Annotated in this window: 17 protein-coding genes; 9 read left to right on the plus strand and 8 right to left on the minus strand. The window is 34.6% G+C overall.

Annotation, left to right across the window (positions count from 1 at the left end):
* The first annotated feature begins 167 nt into the window (after nucleotides 1-167).
* The 7 genes from Q1W72_RS14740 to Q1W72_RS14770 all read left to right on the plus strand — a co-directional run bounded on the left by Q1W72_RS14740 (nucleotide 168) and on the right by Q1W72_RS14770 (nucleotide 11649).
* Nucleotides 168-3176, plus strand: a complete 3009-nt coding sequence (locus Q1W72_RS14740) for a SusC/RagA family TonB-linked outer membrane protein (protein WP_302136047.1) — start codon at nucleotides 168-170, stop codon at nucleotides 3174-3176.
* Nucleotides 3177-3180: 4 nt separating this feature from the next.
* Nucleotides 3181-4635 (plus strand): RagB/SusD family nutrient uptake outer membrane protein, encoded by a 1455-nt coding sequence (locus Q1W72_RS14745; RefSeq protein ID WP_302136049.1) that lies wholly within the window; start codon nucleotides 3181-3183, stop codon nucleotides 4633-4635.
* 17 nt (nucleotides 4636-4652) lie between these two features.
* Nucleotides 4653-5555, plus strand: a complete 903-nt coding sequence (locus Q1W72_RS14750; protein WP_302136051.1) for a LamG-like jellyroll fold domain-containing protein — start codon at nucleotides 4653-4655, stop codon at nucleotides 5553-5555.
* A gap of 73 nt (nucleotides 5556-5628) precedes the next feature.
* Nucleotides 5629-7014, plus strand: coding sequence for a glucoamylase family protein (locus Q1W72_RS14755; protein WP_099715053.1), 1386 nt, complete (start codon nucleotides 5629-5631; stop codon nucleotides 7012-7014).
* Nucleotides 7015-7027: 13 nt separating this feature from the next.
* Nucleotides 7028-7741, plus strand: a complete 714-nt coding sequence (locus Q1W72_RS14760) for a prolyl oligopeptidase family serine peptidase (protein ID WP_099715054.1) — start codon at nucleotides 7028-7030, stop codon at nucleotides 7739-7741.
* Nucleotides 7731-10031, plus strand: a complete 2301-nt coding sequence (gene bglX / locus Q1W72_RS14765; RefSeq protein ID WP_099716307.1) for a beta-glucosidase BglX — start codon at nucleotides 7731-7733, stop codon at nucleotides 10029-10031. Before Q1W72_RS14760 ends, bglX begins: the two co-directional genes overlap by 11 nt.
* A 238-nt stretch (nucleotides 10032-10269) precedes the next feature.
* Nucleotides 10270-11649 (plus strand): M28 family peptidase, encoded by a 1380-nt coding sequence (locus tag Q1W72_RS14770; RefSeq protein ID WP_121342377.1) that lies wholly within the window; start codon nucleotides 10270-10272, stop codon nucleotides 11647-11649.
* Between the two features lie 38 nt (nucleotides 11650-11687).
* On the opposite strand, the gene Q1W72_RS14775 is transcribed toward Q1W72_RS14770, so the two are convergent.
* The 4 genes from Q1W72_RS14775 to Q1W72_RS14790 all read right to left on the minus strand — a co-directional run bounded on the left by Q1W72_RS14775 (nucleotide 11688) and on the right by Q1W72_RS14790 (nucleotide 15371).
* Nucleotides 11688-12779: a PAS domain-containing sensor histidine kinase gene (locus Q1W72_RS14775; protein WP_099715056.1), complete on the minus strand. Its 1092-nt coding sequence runs from the start codon at nucleotides 12777-12779 to the stop codon at nucleotides 11688-11690.
* Between the two features lie 248 nt (nucleotides 12780-13027).
* The gene (locus Q1W72_RS14780) at nucleotides 13028-13873 is read right to left on the minus strand and encodes a hypothetical protein (RefSeq protein WP_099715058.1); all 846 of its coding nucleotides are present in this window, start codon (nucleotides 13871-13873) and stop codon (nucleotides 13028-13030) included.
* Nucleotides 13874-13891: 18 nt separating this feature from the next.
* Nucleotides 13892-14710 carry a 3-deoxy-8-phosphooctulonate synthase gene (gene kdsA, locus Q1W72_RS14785; RefSeq protein WP_099715060.1) on the minus strand — a complete coding sequence of 273 codons (819 nt, stop codon included), beginning with the start codon at nucleotides 14708-14710 and terminating at the stop codon, nucleotides 13892-13894.
* 211 nt (nucleotides 14711-14921) lie between these two features.
* Nucleotides 14922-15371, minus strand: a complete 450-nt coding sequence (locus Q1W72_RS14790; RefSeq protein ID WP_099715062.1) for a 2-dehydro-3-deoxyphosphooctonate aldolase — start codon at nucleotides 15369-15371, stop codon at nucleotides 14922-14924.
* Between the two features lie 194 nt (nucleotides 15372-15565).
* On the opposite strand from Q1W72_RS14790, the gene Q1W72_RS14795 reads away from it, so the two are divergent.
* Both Q1W72_RS14795 and Q1W72_RS14800 read left to right on the plus strand, forming a co-directional pair.
* Nucleotides 15566-16126 (plus strand): YeeE/YedE family protein, encoded by a 561-nt coding sequence (locus Q1W72_RS14795; RefSeq protein ID WP_099715064.1) that lies wholly within the window; start codon nucleotides 15566-15568, stop codon nucleotides 16124-16126.
* A gap of 44 nt (nucleotides 16127-16170) precedes the next feature.
* A complete protein-coding gene (locus tag Q1W72_RS14800) occupies nucleotides 16171-16587 on the plus strand; it encodes a DUF6691 family protein (RefSeq protein WP_099715066.1) in 417 nt (138 codons plus the stop codon).
* Nucleotides 16588-16631: 44 nt separating this feature from the next.
* Here the strand turns inward: Q1W72_RS14800 and Q1W72_RS14805 are convergent, their stop codons facing one another.
* From Q1W72_RS14805 to prmA, 4 genes are all read right to left on the minus strand, one after another.
* Entirely contained in the window at nucleotides 16632-17303 is a 672-nt protein-coding gene (locus Q1W72_RS14805; RefSeq protein ID WP_099715068.1) for a lysoplasmalogenase, read from the minus strand.
* Nucleotides 17304-17312: 9 nt separating this feature from the next.
* Nucleotides 17313-18584 carry a sterol desaturase family protein gene (locus tag Q1W72_RS14810; protein WP_099715070.1) on the minus strand — a complete coding sequence of 424 codons (1272 nt, stop codon included), beginning with the start codon at nucleotides 18582-18584 and terminating at the stop codon, nucleotides 17313-17315.
* A gap of 93 nt (nucleotides 18585-18677) precedes the next feature.
* Nucleotides 18678-18953 carry an ATP-dependent Clp protease adaptor ClpS gene (locus tag Q1W72_RS14815; protein WP_099715072.1) on the minus strand — a complete coding sequence of 92 codons (276 nt, stop codon included), beginning with the start codon at nucleotides 18951-18953 and terminating at the stop codon, nucleotides 18678-18680.
* A gap of 46 nt (nucleotides 18954-18999) precedes the next feature.
* Entirely contained in the window at nucleotides 19000-19860 is an 861-nt protein-coding gene (prmA, locus tag Q1W72_RS14820; protein ID WP_099715074.1) for a 50S ribosomal protein L11 methyltransferase, read from the minus strand.
* Nucleotides 19861-19901: the final 41 nt, after the last annotated feature.

Consider the following 19901-nt stretch of genomic DNA (forward strand, 5'->3'; position numbering starts at 1 on the left):
CATATAGATGTAGTGTAGTATCTCATAACCGCTCTTATAGGCAGTAATACATAGATTTATGATCTTGTTTTGCTGTTTTGATGTATTCGTGTAGTATCGCCGTTTTGCTTACTATAACGTTGTAATTATTTACTTTGGCTCCACTAACTTTAACAAATCATTATTATATGAGAAATATTATTTTTAGCTTTTTAGCACTCATTTTACTACCGGCATACATGTCTGGACAAGTAATTAAGGGAAAAGTATTAGATAAGGATGGAATTGGGATTCCTGGAGCCATGATAGTTGCGGCTGATTCTAAAACTTCAACTGATACCGATTTTGACGGTAATTTTAATATCAATGCCAAAGTAGGTGAGGTATTAAAAATTAGCATGGTAGGTTTTGATGCATTATCAGTTCCTGCAACAGCTGCACCCATGAGCATACAATTGCAAGAATCCAAAGACACTGAATTAAAAGAAGTGGTTATCATTGGGTATGGAACCAGAAAAAAAATTGATAATACTACGGCAATTACTTCATTAAAAGCAGAGGAAATATCTAAAACTAAAGTATTGAATGCTTCGCAAGCCATACAAGGTAAAGCGGCGGGTGTTCAGGTAATTTCGTCAGACTTACCAGGAAGTACTCCTTCAGTAATTATTAGAGGTTTGGGTACCGCTTTAGGTGGACGAACTCCTTTATATATTGTAGATGGTATGCCTACGGAGAATATCAATAACGTTAATACGAATGATATTACTTCGTACGAAATTTTGAAAGATGCATCTGCATTAGCAATTTATGGAACCAGAGCTGCCAATGGTGTAATCATTATTACAACTAAAAAAGGTAAAGGAGACAAAGTTTCTGTAGAATTTGAAAGTTTTGCAGGTTTTAGAGCGCCTTTGAAAAAAGTAAAAATGGCAGGAAGTAATAAGTACTCACATTATTCGAATTCTGCTTTACAAACCACAACTTTTTCACAGGATCAACCTGTTAACACAGATTGGTTTGATGCCATTACCAGAACAGGTTCATATACTCAAAATAACGTTTCAGTTTCTGGAGCATCGGAGAATATTAAATACTTCTTCAGTTTAGGAAATTATCAAGAGAAAGCAATTCTTAACGGATTGGATTACAGTCGTACTACTTTTAGAAGCAATAACGAATTCAAAATTTCTAAAAAACTGACTTTAAATCAAAATTTCAGTTTTGGTTCAGCAAATTCAACACCAAAACCATTAAGCGCTTTTACTAACGCTTACAAACAATCTCCAATTGTTCCTGTTCGTTTTTCAAATGGACAATACGGTGTTTCTTACGTTGGTGCTGACGGTTTTGCTGGCACTTCAGGTTCTTCTTTTAACAATGTTGGAAATCCTGTAGCACAATTGGATTATTTTGATGAAGAGCAAAGAAGCATAACACTACAAGGTGGTTTGAAATTAGATTATGATATTTTAAAATCATTAAAATTCACCTCACAGTTTAACGGGGAATATTATTCTTGGAAAAATTACAATTTCGAAGACACTAAAACAATTTGGCAGTCGAACAATAATCCGGGGCAGTTAAGCAGTATTATTTATCCAGCGGATAAAAATATTAATTTATTGACAAAAGGCAGAAATCAATATTTCAATTGGAACCTATCTAATTACCTGACTTACAATAAAGTTTTTGCTGATATTCATGATATTGAATTAACAGCAGGTATCGAAACTTCAGTTAGAGGCGCTAGAGAACAATTGACTGTTGCCAGAAAAAATGTAAATGCAGATTCAAATTACTGGTCATTAGCAGGTGTTGATTATGTAGGAACGGTTGTTAATTACAGAGATGAGGTTTTTAATGAAAATAAAATAGCTTCTTATTTTGGTCGTTTCCAATACAAATTAATGGACCGATACTTATTTACAGGTACAATCAGACGTGATGGTTCATCAAATTTTGGTAAAGATTATCGTTGGGGAACTTTTCCGGCCTTTGGTTTAGGATGGGTCATCACCAAAGAAGAGTTTATGGCTAACGCAAAAGGAATAGACTTATTGAAATTAAGAGGAGGCTGGGGTAAATTAGGAAACCAAAATGTTCCTCTTAATAACCAAGCATATAGTTCTGGTCTTACGTATTATTTAGGAGGTTCTATATTGAATGAAGGTACTACTATCAATTCTCAAGTAGATCCAAGTTTATCATGGGAAATTACCGAGGAAACGTCTGCAGGTTTAGATTTTGAATTATTGAACAACAGATTGAAAGGATCATTTGATGTGTATGATAAAACAACAACAAATGTTATTTTAAACACAAGACCATACATAACTTCCGGTATAAGTAATTCTTCACCGGCACATGTTGGAGAAGTGTCTAATAAAGGATATGAGATTGCTTTGCGTTGGGACGATAAATTAACCGATAATTTAAGTTACTGGGTTGGAGGGAATTTCTCTAACAACAAAAATGAATTGACAGGTTTGAAAGATGCTACGCTTGCGCCAATTACAGGTGGAGATTTAGGAAATGGACAATGGACAAAATTATTAGATAATACTTCTGTTGGGAAACCATTAGGTAGTTTCTATATGTATGAGTATGCTGGTTTTGATGCTACAAATGGGAAAATGTTGTACTATACTGCAACAGGAGCCAAAGTAACTCAAGATGCTTTAGATGCGAATGCTGATAAAAAATACGTTGGTTCTATTTTACCAAATTCAACGTATGGTGTTACTTTAGGGATGAACTATAAAAACTTTGATTTCTCAGTGGACGGATACGGTACTTCTGGTGCTAAAGTGTACAATGGTAAAAAAGCACAACGTTTTACAGGAGAAAATATTGAAGATTCATTAGCAACAGATTTTTGGACAGTAAACAATACAACTGCTTCAAAACCTGGTCCGTTTAATCAAGTTCCTGTAGCATCTACTTACTATTTAGAATCTGGGGATTTCTTTAGAATCAACAATATTACTTTAGGATATAAAATTCCTTTGAAAGGAGAATTTTTAAATTCTTGCAGAATATATGTAAATGCTATAAATCCATTTATCACTCAAAAATTCTCAGGTTTCTCTCCGGAACTAAATGGTAATGGAGATCCTTATGGAACACAAGGTATTGAGTTGGATGCATACCCAACATTAAGATCAGTTGTTATTGGTGCTAATTTAAAATTTTAATACAATGAAAAAGATATATATATCAATTTTTGCGCTATCCGCATACTTTTTCTCGGGATGTTCAAACGACTATTTAGATGTGGATCAAACAGAATCTATTTCTACAAAAGACATTGAATTATTCAATAATGATGCAGGAGCAGCCACTTTTGTAACAGCAATCTACAGTAAGTTTTTAGATTGGAACATGACTTCATTTTCTTGGATTGGGTTGTCAAGTATTGCTTCTGATGATGCTGACAAAGGATCGTCTCCAGGAGATACAGGTTCCGATAAAGATTTAATGGACGCCTTAACCTATAACGCTTCAACGCCATCTACAAGTGAGATTTTTGCAGCTAATTACGAAGGAATTAACAGATGCAATCAAGCATTAAGTATTATCCCGCAATTAGATAAAGCAGATCCTGCTTTACGAGCAAGATTATTGGGAGAAGCTAAGTTTTTGAGAGCTTTTATGTATTTCACTTTGGTGAAAACCTATGGTGGCGTTCCAATTATCGATCATTTACCAAATCCTTCTTCAGAAGAAGATAGAGTTATGCAATTAACACGTAAATCAAGTGACGAAGTATATGCTTATATCGAAAGTGATTTGAATGATGCTATTGCGGTATTGCCAAACAAATCAGAATATGCGGCTTCTGAAAAAGGAAGAGCTTCAAAAGGAGCTGCCTACGCTTTATTGGCAAAAATAAATTTATACCAAAAGAACTGGCAGAAAGTAGTGGACAACTGTAACCTGGTTACAGGATATGCTATCGTTTCTGATTATGCTTCTATGTATAAATTGGCAGGAGAGAATGATGCCGAATCGATTTTTGAAATCCAAGGTACAGGTTCAGTGCCAGCCAAAGGAATTTCTGGATATTCTAATACACAAGGTGCTCGTGGTGCCGGTGGTTGGGGTTGGGGTTTCAACACACCATCTCAAAGTTTAGTAAATGCTTATGAAGCTGGTGATGTCAGAAAAAATGCAACAATCATTTTTGCAGGAACTACATTATACGATGGTAGAGTAGTACCATTGACTGTTGAAAATCCAAGATACAACTATAAAGCGTATTCATCTGCTTTCACAGATGGTTGGGAAACCGATGTGAATATCAAATATTTGAGATATGCTGAGGTATTATTAATGAAAGCCGAAGCGCTTAATGAATTGAATCAAACTCCTGCTGCGATTCTTTTGTTGAACCAAATCAGAACAAGAGCTGGATTAGGGAACACAACTGCTGTTTCTCAAGGCGATGTAAAAACTGCAATTTGGAAAGAAAGAAGAGTAGAAATGGCATTTGAGCATGATAGATTCTTTGATTTAGTTCGTACAGGACAAGCTGTAGCTGCTTTTGCTATTGATGGAAAAACATTTGTTGCAGGCAAACATGAATTGTTTCCATTGCCACAAGCTTTCATTACACAAGCAGGTGGATTGTCAACACAAAATCCTGGGTATTAATTTAAAAAAACAGTAAAATGAAAAAAAATAAATATATTTTCTTATTTGCTTCTGTTTTAGCTTCACAGTTTTTTGTGAGCTGTAACGAGGATAGTATAGATAAAGTTAATGCCCCAATTGCTTATGAAGCAATTGGCGGGTATGAAAGTTCAGATGACGTTGCTGCCGCTAATTTAGTTACTAAATTTAGTTTTGAGAACAGTATTGCAGATTCAAAAAATGGAATAACTGGTGGGGTAGGTACAAATGTAACTTATGGAAACGGAATCAAAGGAATGGCTTATAAAGGATCTTCAAGTTCTTTTATTGCTTACAATGCAGTAGCGAGTTCTTTGGTTGATGTAAAAAGCATTACCGTTTCTATGTGGATCAATACAAATCCACACACAGGAGGAGCACAGTCATTATTTATGTTGCCAAAAACAACTGATTTCTGGGGGAATATTTTCTCATTAATTGAAGGTACAGGTCCAGCAACAACAATGTTAGTGAAAAATCACGTTCAAAAAGATGTAATGCCAAGTATTGCATGGTCTGGTCAGTTTATTGAGCATGGTGGTACAAATGTTTTAACGAATATGTTTGGAAAATGGAAACATGTTGTGTGGACTTATAGTGGAGCTAGTTCTACTTACAGCATGTACATTGATGGACAAAAGCTTGATTTACCCGCTTCAATCTCGAAGAGATATGCAAGTGATCCTCTTACCGGAGGTGTTGGTTATGGGGATCTTGCCAATTCGAATGTTTCAAAATTCATTATTGGAGGATTTCAACAACATTTAGGTACTCCATGGGGTGCTCCGGATGGTTGGATGTTGAATTATACCGGTATGATGGATGAATTCAGAATATACAATGCAGCTCTTTCTGATAATGAAGTTGTCGCTTTATTTAAATTAGAAAAAGACAACAGATAAAAAGCACTCTTATACACCTAGTTTTCCATAGACTAGGTGTTTTTTGAATTATTAATACTTTTATTTTATAAAAATGAAAAAGTACTTATACGGACTAATTTTTTTAAATCTTTTTATTTCTTGTTCCTCATCATCTCCTGAAGGAAAAGGTGGCGGAACTCCATTGCCAACGAGTCCGACAGTGCCCACAGTTCCTTTAACTGATACGGAAGCGATGGATCAAGTCCAAAAAGATGCTATCAAATATTTTTGGGAATATGCCGAAACCAATTCAAAATTGGCACGGGAACGTTACCTTACTGAAGATCCCAGTTTTGAAGCTAATATTATTACAACTGGAGGTTCAGGATTTGGTTTAATGACACTTATTGTAGGTGTGGAACGAGGTTTTGTACCAAGAGCCGAAGCCGTTTCCCGACTTACAACAGCAATGACTTTTTTGGAAAATGCGGAACGTTTTCATGGTGCATGGCCGCATTGGATAAACGGAACAACAGGAAAAGTAATCCCTTTTGGAACAAAAGATAATGGTGGGGATATTGTTGAAACTTCTTTTTTATGCCAAGGATTGTTAACCGTTAGAGAATATTTTAAAAACGGAAATACCGCAGAAAAAGTGCTTGCTGCCAAAGCAGATAATTTGTGGAAAGGTGTAGAGTGGGATTGGTACACAAAAGGTGAAAATGCCATGTATTGGCACTGGTCTCCTAATTATGGTTGGGAAATGAATTTCAAATTAGAAGGTTACAACGAATGTTTGATTACTTATGTTATGGGTGCAGCTTCTCCAACACATCCAATTCCAGCAGCAGCGTATCATCAAGCTTGGGCTCGTAACGGTGCAATTGCAAACGGAAGTTCTCAATATGGAATACCGGTAATTTTTAATTATAACGGGGCTACAGGAAATGTTGGGCCTTTGTTTTGGGCACAATATTCTTATTTGGGAATGGATCCTCGAGGACTAACGGATGCGTATGCAAATTATTGGACAGTGACACAGAACCATTCTAAAATCATCAATCAATATTGTATTGCTAATCCAAAACAATGGGCGGGTTATTCCGATAAATGTTGGGGATTAACAGCTAGTTACACCAGAAATCCCGATGGTTCTACAGGATATACGGCACATCAACCGTTGAATGATACGGGAGTAATTTCGCCTACGGCAGCTTTATCTTCATTCCCCTTTACACCAGCGGAAAGCATGAAATTTTTGCATTATTTGTATGATGAAAAAAAGAGCTCTTTAGTTGGGGTTGCAGGGCCTTATGATGCCTTTTCGCCTCATTATAATTGGGTGACTCCACGTTATTTAGCCATTGATCAAGGTACAATTGTTCCCATGATTGAAAATCATCGTACGGGATTGATTTGGAAATTATTTATGCAGGCACCTGAGGTAAAAGTGGGTTTGAAAACATTAGGTTTTTCGTCCACTCAATATGGATTTTAAAATAAACTTTTAGATGAAATGTAAATTAGCAATAGTCACGTTATTATTTTCCATTGTTTCTCTTGCTCAAAGGGATGAAATTGGTTCAATAAAAACCGAAATCGTGCAAAAACGCGAATTAACTTTTGCTTTGCATATTCCAAAGAATACTAAAGAAAAAAAGCCGCTGATTATTTTTCTTCATGGTTCTGGTGAAAAAGGAACCGATATCGGAAAAGTAAAAGCGCATGGGCCATTCAAGTATTTGAAAAGTCACGACTTAGATGCGTATGTTCTGGCACCGCAATGTCCTGAGAATGAATATTGGAATGAAGAAGTGCTCTATCGTTTGATTTTAAAAATTCAAAAAGAGAACAATATCGATAGCAACAGAATTTATCTTACAGGTCTTAGTATGGGTGCTTGGGGCGCTTGGAATCTAGTTTTTGCACATCCTGAAACCTTTGCTGCATTTGTTCCTATTGCAGGATATGTGGATAGAATTCCGATGATAGAGAATTGTAAAATCGCAGCCATTCCAACTCGGATTTTCCATGGTTTACTGGATGATGTCGTGAATGTAGAGTATTCGATTGCGATGTATAAAAAATTGAAAACCTGTAATACAAATGTGGCACTAACGATTTTTGATGATGCAAATCACGATAGTTGGACAAGAGTATATGACAACCAAGAAATTTATGATTGGATGTTCAAACAAACAAAAAACAGACAAAATGAAAATTAAACTTATTATATTCCTTATTGGCTTTTCACTTTTTGGCTACAGCCAAAAAAAGACAACTAAAAAGGCAGTTAAAATTAAACCCAAAACAGAATTCGTAGCTGAGTTACTTTCGAAAATGACTTTGGAAGAGAAAATTGGCCAATTGAATTTGCCGACCTCTGGTGATATTACAACTGGTGCTGCCAGTAGTTCTAATGTGGCGAAGAATATCGAAGAAGGTAAAGTTGGCGGTTTATTCAACATCAAATCAGTTCAGAAAATAAAAGAAGTACAGAAAATTGCTGTCGAAAAAAGCCGATTGAAGATTCCGTTGCTTTTTGGAATGGATGTGATTCACGGATATGAAACTACTTTTCCTATTCCGCTGGGATTGTCTTGTACTTGGGATATGAAATTGATTGAAAGAAGTGCTCAAATTGCAGCCCAGGAAGCCAGTGCCGATGGAATCAACTGGACTTTTTCGCCTATGGTTGATATTTCTCGTGATCCACGCTGGGGAAGAGTTTCTGAAGGTTCGGGTGAAGATCCATTTTTGGGAAGCCAAATTGCAAAAGCAATGGTCAATGGATATCAACAAAATGATTTGTCGAAGAACAATACCATTTTATCATGTGTGAAACATTTTGCTTTGTATGGCGCGCCAGATGCAGGACGTGATTATAACACGGTTGATATGAGCCGAATAAAAATGTACAACGATTATTTTCCTCCTTACAAAGCCGCTATTGATGCCGGAGTTGGTTCGGTTATGGCGTCTTTCAATGAAATTGATGGGATTCCCGCTACCGGAAACAAATGGTTAATGACTGATGTGTTGAGAAAACAATGGGGTTTCAATGGTTTTGTAGTGACTGATTTTACAGGAATTCCTGAAATGATAGAACACGGAATGGGGGATTTACAAACGGTATCAGCTTTGGCATTAAATGCCGGAATTGAAATGGATATGGTGGGTGAAGGTTTCCTTACTACTTTGAAGAAATCATTGGAGGAAGGAAAAGTGAGTATCGAACAAATTGATAATGCGGCTCGCCTTATTTTGAATGCCAAATATGATTTGGGATTGTTCCATGATCCGTATAAATATTGTGATGAAAAAAGAGCTAAAACAGAAGTTTTTACAAAAAACCACAGAGCAGAAGCTAGAGCTATTTCAGCGCAATCTTTGGTTTTATTGAAAAACAACAATCAATTGCTTCCGCTCAAAAAATCAGGAACAGTTGCTGTTATTGGACCATTGGCTGATGCCAAAGAAAATATGGCGGGGACTTGGAGTGTGGCTACTAATATGGATAAATCCATTTCATTAATAGCAGGAATCAAAGAAGTTGCCGGTGATGCTACAAAAGTGCTTTACGCCAAAGGAAGCAATTTAGATTATGATGCTGCTTTCGAAGAAAAAGCAACTATGTTCGGAAAAACATTGCACCGTGATAGCAGAACTACCGAGGAATTATTGGCGGAAGCCTTGAAAATAGCCAATCAATCAGATGTAATTGTTGCGGCTTTAGGGGAATCAGCAGAAATGTCAGGAGAAAGCAGCAGTCGAACTAATTTGGAGATTCCACAAGCTCAAAAAGACTTATTACAAGCATTGTTGAAAACAGGAAAACCAGTTGTTTTGGTTTTGTTTACAGGCCGTCCATTGGTATTGGTTCAGGAACATAAAACTGTTCCAGCAATATTGAATACTTGGTTTGCAGGAAGCGAAGCAGGAGCTTCAATCGCTGACGTTTTGTTTGGAAATGAAAATCCTTCCGGAAAATTAACAGCTACATTTCCAAGAAGCGTAGGACAAGTGCCGATTTATTACAATCAAAAAAATACCGGAAGACCTCTTGCAAACAAGGAAGGGAAATTTGAAAAATTCAGATCGAATTATATTGACGAAAGAAATGAACCTTTATATCCTTTTGGTTTTGGATTGAGTTATACCACTTTTGGCTATTCAAACTTGAAAATTTCATCTGATAAAATGAACTTCAACGAAAAAGTAATGGTTAGCGTTGACGTTACAAATACTGGAAATTTTGACGGGAAAGAAGTAGTTCAATTGTACATAAGAGATTTAGTAGGATCGGTTACAAGACCTTTAAAAGAATTGAAAGGATTCCAAAAAGTATCCATTAAAAAAGGAGAAAAACGAACAGTAACTTTCGAAATTTCTGTTGAAGAATTAAAATTCTATAATTCTGATTTACAATTTATTGCTGAACCGGGTGCTTTTCAAGTTTTTGTAGGCACGGATTCCAGCACTGACAATAAAGTTGATTTTGTGTTGATTAAGTAAATGTTTGGTTTGTTTATTTATGATCAGCCCTTCGGTATTTATATCGAAGGGTTTTTTTTTATAAAAAAGTGTGTTTATAAAAACGTCACGAAGATTAATGGCTTTATTTGTTTTTTATAAATTCAGAAAAAATAATTTTCAAGATTTTTTTTGAATGTGGTATCAAATATTCGTTAAGAATCACGAAATTGCCGTTCCTATTGAAGCCAAAAAATTCAAACCATCACCGAATTAAATTATGAGAAAATCAATTTTATGTGTTGCACTATTCCTTAACGGAATTGTTCTTTTTGCACAAACTAAAGAAGAACAAACCTTGAAGGAAATTTATAAATCATCCTTAACGAATGCCAAATGTTATCCTTGGCTAGAACATTTATCCAATAAAATTGGCTCTCGATTATCGGGTACAACCGGAGCCGAAAAAGCAGTTTTGTATACCAAAGCGCAATTAGAAACACTTGGATTAGATAAAGTATATCTTCAGGAAGTGATGGTTCCAAAATGGGTTAGAGGCGAAAAAGAAATTGCGTATTTACAATTTGGAAATCAAAAAATCAGTTTTCCAATATGCGCGCTCGGCGGCTCTGTTGCCACTCCCAAAAAAGGAGTACAAGCGACTGTAATTGAAGTAAAAAGTATAGAGGAATTAACAGCATTAGGGGAAGAAAAAGTAAAAGGGAAAATAATCTTTTTTAACAGACCTATGAACCCTGAATTTATTGAAACTTTCAAAGCATACGGCAGTTGTGTCGACCAAAGATCATCAGGAGCAAGAGAAGCGGGAAAACTGGGTGCATTAGCCGTAATTGTGAGATCGATGAATTTACGATTGGATGATTTGCCACATACTGGAGGAACCAATTATGGAGAAATTTCAAAAGAACAACGAATTCCGGCTGCTGCTATTAGTACAAATGGGGCTGAACTTTTAAGTAAAAGTTTAAAAGAAAAACCAAACGCTCCATTCTATTTAAAACAATCGTGTCAGACATTTGATGATGTTTTGTCTTATAATGTTGTGGGAGAAATAACGGGTTCTGAACATCCAGATAGAATAATGGTCGTTGGAGGACATCTTGATTCCTGGGATTTAGGGGACGGATCTCATGACGATGGCGCTGGATGTGTGCAAAGTATGGAAGTATTGAATATCTTTAAAAATATAGGATATAAACCTAAAAATACACTTCGTGTGGTATTGTTCATGAATGAAGAAAACGGTGTTCGCGGCGGAAAAGAATATGAAGATCAATCCAACAAAAACAAAGAGAACCATATTTTTGCTTTAGAAAGTGATTCAGGAGGATTTTCACCAAGAGGTTTTTCAATTGATGCTGATGAAGCAAATTTCAATAAAATCAGTAGTTGGGCAACTTTATTCGAACCGTATTTAGTTCATAAATTTGTAAAAGGACATTCTGGTGTTGACATTGGTCCATTGAAATCAAATCATATCGTAAAAGCTGGATTACAACCAGATTCACAACGTTATTTTGATTACCATCATGCTGCAAATGATACTTTTGATGCTATCAATAAAAGAGAATTAGAATTAGGAGCGGCAACTATGGCTTCACTGATGTATTTGATAGATCAGAATGGAATTGTAAAATAAAACACCCTAATTTGTGAAGGTGCTACATGCTATTTTTTTCAATATTTGAAGGAAATAGTGAATGTAGCACCTTCATTTATTTTGCTCTCTACCGCTATTCGGCCACCTAAACTTGTGATGTGATTGTAAACCAGATACAATCCTATACCGTTACTGTCAACGTTACTGTGAAATTTTTCATATAAACCAAAAATCTTGTCTTTCACTTTATCCATATCAAAACCTAACCCATTATCAGAAAAAATTAATTGGTTCACGCCATTATTTTTTCTAGATTGAATAGTAATTACTGGTACTTGATGTGGTTTTGAATATTTAATGGAATTGGTTAGTAAATTCAGAAAAATACTTTTAATGTAGGCCTTGTTGAAAGTAACATTCTCAAAAGCTGAAAAGTCAACATTAATAATTGCTTTTGAATCGCTTACCAAGGAATTTATGGATGCAAGGACTTCAGCAAGTGATTCGGTTAAATTTATTTCTTCAATTTGAGTATTTATATTCTCATTTTCTACCAATTCATCGATAGATTCGTTTAATGTTTCTTTTAAATTTTCACTGGTTAATTTAAGAATATTAATCAATTCCAGTGTTTCCGGATCATTGATTTTAGAAACATCAATAAGACTAAAAACCGAAAGCATATTATTGATAGGTGATTTTAAATCATGGGAAGTTTTGTGTGATAAAACAGTAAGTTCCTTGTTGATTTGTGTAAGATTTGCAAGAAGTAAATTGCGCTCTTCTTCTACTTTCTTTTTGTGAGTGATGTTCTTGGCAATTGCATACACTAATTTTTCGGATTCAACTGGCATAGATGTCCAAGATAGCCAAACAATCTCTCCGCTTTTCGTTAAATACCGATTTTCGAAATTTAAAAGGGGCTTGTTTTTATATACTTGCTCTCTGGTTTCGATTGTGATTTTAAGGTCTGGAGTATAAACAAAACTACTTATAGGTCTAGCATATAATTCCTCTTCAGAAAAGCCTAATAATTTTGAAACAGCGGGATTTATTCTCTTGAAAAAGCCGTCAAATCCTGCAATACAAATAAAATCAGCGGAGATATTAAAAAAATTATCAAAGTGATAGATCCCTTCTGAATCAGGATTACTTTTTTTTACAGTCATTGATTTTAGAGGTTACTTATCATTAGGATTTTGGGCAAATACAAATTTTATGAATTCTTTACTTTTGTTCTTTTGGAAAAAACTTAATATTCAAATTTAGCTAATAAATACTTATAATAAAAGCGATGCAAGAAACAAATTTATAATTAAAATTGAAGCATCTGATTCATTAAAATAAAAAATTAGATTAAACAAAACGAGGCTGTCAATTTACAGGCAGCCTCGTTTTTATTATTATTTGTGTGCTATTATATTTTGAATATTCCTCCCACAGCAATAATTCTTTGAAAGAAGAAAAAGTCCTGTGAAGCAGTATCTTCGGAGCTTGTTGTAGTTCGTATATCCTGCATATTGATATAACCGCCTTTAAGTTCTCCTTGAAGGTAAAAATGCTTGAAAAAAGTGATGTTCAAACCTGCTTTCAAAGAAGTTCCATAACCGGAAACATGAAAATCATCATGACGTTCTTTTCCTAATAATGTTGTATTAGTTTTTGGATACAAAAGACCAAAACCTACTCCTTCAGTTAGATTAACTTGAATTTTGTCTGTATTTTTAATTTTGAAAATAGAAGAAATATCATCGTGTCTTGAAAATTCAGTGTGTACATAATTTAAACCATCGGTATGCTCAAAAGTTAAAAATTCTTCCGTCAAAAGCACCTGATCGTTAGGTAACAACTCATCATATGATCCCGGATTAGGATAAAAACCATCAATATTTACGGCCTTATCTTGTGTCATCACATATTTCATGTGGTCAACGCCTATTGCTACACTATAATGATCATTTATAAAATACCCCAATTTTAAATTAGTTTGGGGAATAGTCATCCTTGCTGGATTGAGATAATCAACATGCCATCCTTTTGGTTTGTCATGCGCTTGTACATTATCCAGAGTAAAGTTATAGTCTTTTCCACTAAAAGTGATGTCAGATTTAGTATAACTATCTCTGTTTCCTCCCCATGAAATAAAAAATTTCCCTTTATTATGGCTGGTGTATCGATCTTGTATTACTGTTTTTTCCTGTGCAATTGTAGTATTAGTAAATAGTATAATTAGGAATGCTGAAAATAAAAAAAAATGTTTCAATGAATTTGGGGCCTAAATTTAAAATGTATTTATTGTTTTTCTGATGGCAACTAACTTGGTCATTAATGATTCAAAGTAATCTAAATGCAACATATTTGCTCCATCGCTTTTTGCATTAGCAGGATCAAAATGAGTTTCTATAAAAATTCCATCCACACCTACAGCAATACCAGCTTTGGCAATGGTTTCAATCATATCTGGTCTTCCTCCAGTCACACCAGCGGTTTGGTTGGGTTGTTGCAATGAGTGTGTAACATCAAGAACAGTTGTAGCGTATTGTTGCATAGTAGGAATTCCTCTAAAATCAACAATCATGTCTTGGTAGCCAAACATCGTTCCTCTATCCGTAACCATTACGTTTTCATTATTACAATCCAATACTTTTTGAACCGCATGTTTCATGCTTTCTGGACTCATAAATTGTCCTTTTTTCAAGTTTACCACTTTTCCGGTATTGGCAGCAGCCACTACTAAATCGGTTTGGCGCACTAAAAAAGCAGGGATTTGCAATACATCAACATATTGAGCAGCCATATCCGCATCTTCGTTCGTATGAATATCAGTAACAGTAGGAACTTTAAATGTTTCAGAAACTTTTCTAAGGATTTTTAATGCTTTTTCGTCACCAATTCCTGAAAAACTGTCAATTCTAGAACGGTTAGCTTTCTTGAATGATCCCTTAAAAACGAAAGGAATTTGTAAATTATCAGTAATACCAACTAGTTTTTCGGCAATTCGCATTGCCATTTCTTCACCTTCAATGGCACAAGGACCAGCTAGCAGAAAGAAATTACCACTGTCAGTATATTTAATTTGTGGAATATGTTGTAGGTTCATAATATGAATTTTTTAAAGATGCAAAGGTAGTTATGATTTGCGATTTACTATTTATGATTTGCAAATAATTTCTTGGATTAACGTTTTATTGGGAGCTTTTTCCCGCTGTACGTTGCAATCTCCCGAAAAAACGGGAGGATTTCTCCCGACGCTTCGGGACCATCAGGGCTAGGGGATTGGTTTGCAAGGATATTTTGGGATTCTAGAGCTATTATTTTTTCAATGAAAGTCCCACAGGAACCATCAATATTCCTTTTTCGTAAATGTTCACGTATAGCGTAACGGGTTTTTTCTGACCTTCCCACTTTACTTTATAAACATCCAAAAAACCGGCACCTAATTCGCTTCTTTTTGTTGGAAACGGACAACAGTTTTCTAATTTCGTATAGGTTATGGCTTCGCCATTCGGTCCGGCAAGAGCATTAAAAAAACGTTGCTGATTGATGGTTTCATTTTTGGTGTTGTTAAAGAAAATATTGATGGGATAATCTTTGTCATAGCCATATTTTTTGTCTTTACTGTACTCAGTAATCACAAAAGTATTGTCTTTTGAAAGGGTAAGGTTTGGCGCGTTATCATCGGTGTTTTTCAAAGTAGATTGTGTACTTGAGCAGGAAGCCATACCGATTAGTAAAGCAATAAAAAAGATTGATTTGTTCATGTTCAGTGTAAATTTATCAGGTGAAATTTATATAGCAATTACAATACCGTGTAATTTAAATAATACAAATATAAACAGAACTTTAGACCTTAATGCGAGTTCCCGTAATAATTTGGATTAGCACTTTTTAACCGAATGTCGCATTTCTTCCAAAATCTCATCAAATGCTTCTTATCTTTGCACAAAAAAACAATATGGATATTATTTTTCAAACATGGTCCTGGTATATTTCTGGGTTTTTGATTGGTATGATTATGCTTTCTTTGATTTATTTCGGGAAGTCTTTCGGGATGTCTTCTAATTTACGTTCATTGTGTTCTATGGCTGGTTTAGGAAAACGAGTAGCCTTTTTTGATTTTGATTGGAAAGCACAACGCTGGAATTTAGTAGTCGTTCTTGGAGCTATGTTAGGCGGTTTTGTTGCCGTTCATTTTATGGGAGATGCTTCAAATGTGGCTATTAATCCTAAAACAATTGCAGAATTAGCACAACTTGGTATTGAAGCTCCAAACGGAAAACTAATGCCAGATGCTCTTTTTGGGATATCTATTTTAGAATCTCCAAAAAGTATTTTTATACTGCTTATCGGTGGCGTTTTGATAGGTTTTGGTTCTCGTTATGCTGGTGGTTGCACTTCAGGACATGCTATTTCAGGTTTGAGTAATTTACAAATTCCTTCTTTGAAAGCGGTTATCGGGTTTTTCATTGGTGGATTGATAATGGCGCATTTTTTATTGCCATTAATTGTAAAATAAAATTGTAAGGCAACCAGAATAAACTTAACATTAAAAGCAAAAGCATGAAAAATATAATAAAATATCTGTTGGTTGGATTTGTTTTCGGAATTGTACTGACTAAATCTGAAGCAGTTTCTTGGTATCGCATTTATGAAATGTTTCAATTTCAGTCATTCCACATGTACGGAATTATTACTGTGGCTATCTTGACAGGAATTATTGGTATTCAAATCATAAAACGAAACAATATAAAAGACATCAAAGGAGAATCAATTGAAATTCCGGATAAAGAAAAAGGATCTGCTCGCTACTGGATTGGCGGTTTATTTTTTGGATTGGGTTGGGCATTGGTAGGTTCTTGCCCAGGTCCTATATTTATTTTGCTTGGAGCCGGTTTTTGGACCGTTCTGATAGTGCTTTTCGGAGCTCTTTTGGGAACTTATTTATATGGATTATTAAAAAATAAATTACCTCACTAATCGAAATACATCTGAAATCAAAGTAGCATTCTCTTATGAAAATGCTACTTTTTTTTGTTTAATTTTAAAATACCGGTAACAATCAAGTATTGTGCGGTTAAGTAGGTTGCCATAATCAGGAATGAGCTGTATTGCAATGGAGTATAGAATTTGTCAAACGCCAAAATACTATCTGAGGCTACAAAAATAATAGCGCCAATTAAAATATAGATGTTGGCAGGTTTTTGCCAGTTTAAAAAGCCTTTCAATGCAAATAACAGCATAATTGAAATAGTCAAGGCATAAACAAAAACAGGAATTTTTAAGTCTCCCAGACTTGGCAGTAAAATCAACATCATTACTATTAAATAAAAGGCAATTGCTGTAACTCCTACCCAGAAGATGATTTTACTTTTCTTTAAATAAATCTTTAATTGTTTGCTGAACAGTGTGATATAGGAAATGTGTGATAGAAGAAAAGCAATCAATCCTGCTATAAAATACAATTCTCCTTTGTCAGCAAACATCAAAATAATATCGCCTATCCATGACAAAGTCAAAGCCGCTAAAAGAATTTTTTTGGTAATAAACCTTTCATGAAAATAAACAGCGAGAATTAAAAATGGCAATAAATAGGGTTTCAAAAACCAAACTGTATTTTCATTCCCAAATAATAGAAACGAAAGATAAAAAAGACTAAACCCAATAAAACTCTTTAATATTATATCGCTTTTCATATGTTGTTTTTAAGATTGAGCTACAATCATTGTTTCTTTTTCAAAATTACTGCTGACAAAATAAAGGGTTACTATCAATGACAAAATGAGATAGCTTAGCATGACGTAACTCGCAAAAGGAAATAGCTGATTCATGCCAAACCAATCGCCAAAATAGAAAATTAGTCCAATTCCAAATGCAAAACGCATGCTTTCCCAGAATATAGAACTTTTACGGGTATCCATTAATTCTGTGTAACTATAAACGGTCAGGAAGATGAATGCGCCGTAAATAAATACATTTGGTAAACCTATCAGAGCAATAGAATTATAGAGGTAACTAATGAGTAGTAAGGTGATAATAGCTTGAAAAAGGGACCAATACATCAATTTTTTAGAATGTTGAATACCATATTTTTCAAAATCATAAACATTGGTAATTTTGGTTACGGGATATTTTTCTTCAAAATTTTCTGGACGCCAGCCTGTTGGTTTAAACCAAATTGTGAATTTGTCTTTCCAGTTTTCAGCGCGCCAAGCATCTGTAATCAATAACCATAAATGCTGAAAATTAATCCGAATGGGATTCCAGGTTCTCGCTGGTCTTGTGATTCCAAAAACGGGTGGGACAGTTTCTAATTCTGCTTGAAAAGTACCAAACAATTTATCCCAAATGATGAATATTTGAGAATGGTTTTTGTCCATGTATTCTGGGTTGATGGCATGATGCACTCTATGATGTGATGGCGAAACCAGTATGTTCTCCAGAAAACCAATTTTCTTAATATGCTTCGTATGATACCAAAATTGAAGAAATAAATGAATAGGAAGCGTTATTGCAATCACTTTGGAAGGAACTCCTAAAAGAGCGGCCGGTATCAATAAAAAGGTAAACAGATTCACAAAACTGGATATCGGTTGGCGAAGTGCGCAGGCCAGATTAAATTCTTCACTACTGTGATGAATGGCATGTTTGTTCCATAAAAAATTAATTTGATGAGACAAACGATGACTCCAATAGCCATAAAAATCAATAGCTATAAATCCAATAAAATAAGTTAGAAAGCTTGCTTGAAGATCAAATAAAGCTATTTTAGAGACAATCCAGTCGTAAGAAACCAGTGTTATGCTGAGTCCTAAAACATCTTTTAAGGAATTAACCATTCCAGAACTTACGCTCGAAACAGAATCCATGTTTGGCGCAGTGTCTTCCCCTTTGTAATGCCCGTATATTTTTTCGATAATAATTAAAATCAAAAAAATAGGCATTACAAAAACTAAAATTTTACCATATTCTTCCATAAAAACACTTTTTTTTATTCAAATATAGAATAAAAGAGAATGTTTTTGAATTATTCACAGTAATTTATTTTTAAAAGGGAAGTTTAACTATTCTTAAATTATCTCCGCATTTAATCCTGCTTCTAATAATTGAGTGCATTGTGGTTTTAATTTTTCGTAAGGACCCGTTTTTACGGTACACTTCCCATTATAATGTACAATTAATGAACATTGTTCCGCTTGTTCCGGAGTGTGATCACAAACGCGAATCAATGTTTCAATAACGTGGTCAAAAGTATTTACATCATCATTGTAAACTACTATTTCATTATCTAAACTGATTGATTCCTTTACACTTACTCTTTCTCTTACTTTTTCTTTAGTACTCATTTTGTAGGTTTTTGTACTTTCGTAATTAATAAAAAAAATATTACTACTAATTTACATATTTTAAAGACACCCAATTGTTTCTTTCAAATTTTTTAACATACGTTAATCCTTTTTCAGTACAAGAAGCATCTATAAATGGTATGTCTTCCTGATAAAAACCGCTTAAAAGCAGTGTTCCATTAGGATTTAAACTGTTTACATAACTTTGCATATCGTTCAACAAAATATTTCTGTTGATATTGGCAATAATCAAATCGTATTTTTTGCCTTCCAGTAATGCTGCCTCACCTTCATAAACTGTAATGTGTTTACAATTATTGCGTTGTGCATTTTCTATAGAATTCAAATAACACCAGTTATCAATATCAATTGCGTCAATTGGTTGCGCACCTTTCATCTCGGCAAGTATTGCTAAAATGGCTGTTCCGCATCCCATATCAAGGGTTTTCATTCCGGTAACATCTATTTCTAATAAATGCTGAATCATCATGTGTGTCGTTTCATGGTGTCCAGTTCCAAAACTCATTTTTGGTTCGATTACAATATCAAATTCGGCATCCGTTTTTGGGTGAAAAGGCGCACGTACATGACAATTTCCATCAACATCTATTGCTTCAAAATTCTTTTCCCATTCCTTATTCCAGTTTACTTGCTCGATTTCTTCAAATGTATAATCGATTGTAAATTCCTCAGATTGTAAAATATGAATGTCATCAAGAATCATTTCATCCCATAAATCCTTTTGTACAAAAGCAGAAATACCCGTTTCAGTTTCTGTAAAACTCTCAAATGCTCTTTCTCCTAATTCTGCGATTAATATTTCAGAACCTAATTGCTTCGCCTGTTCGCTACTGCTCGAGTCTTTAGGCTCAATAGTAAAATGATACCCAATATAAATGTTTGACATACTTATTTTTTTTGCAAAGGTAGTAATCACTATTTAAACGG

Origin of the sequence: Flavobacterium sp. ZE23DGlu08 (assembly GCF_030505335.1) — a bacterium.
In the GTDB taxonomy this organism is placed as follows: Bacteria; Bacteroidota; Bacteroidia; order Flavobacteriales; family Flavobacteriaceae; genus Flavobacterium; species Flavobacterium algoritolerans.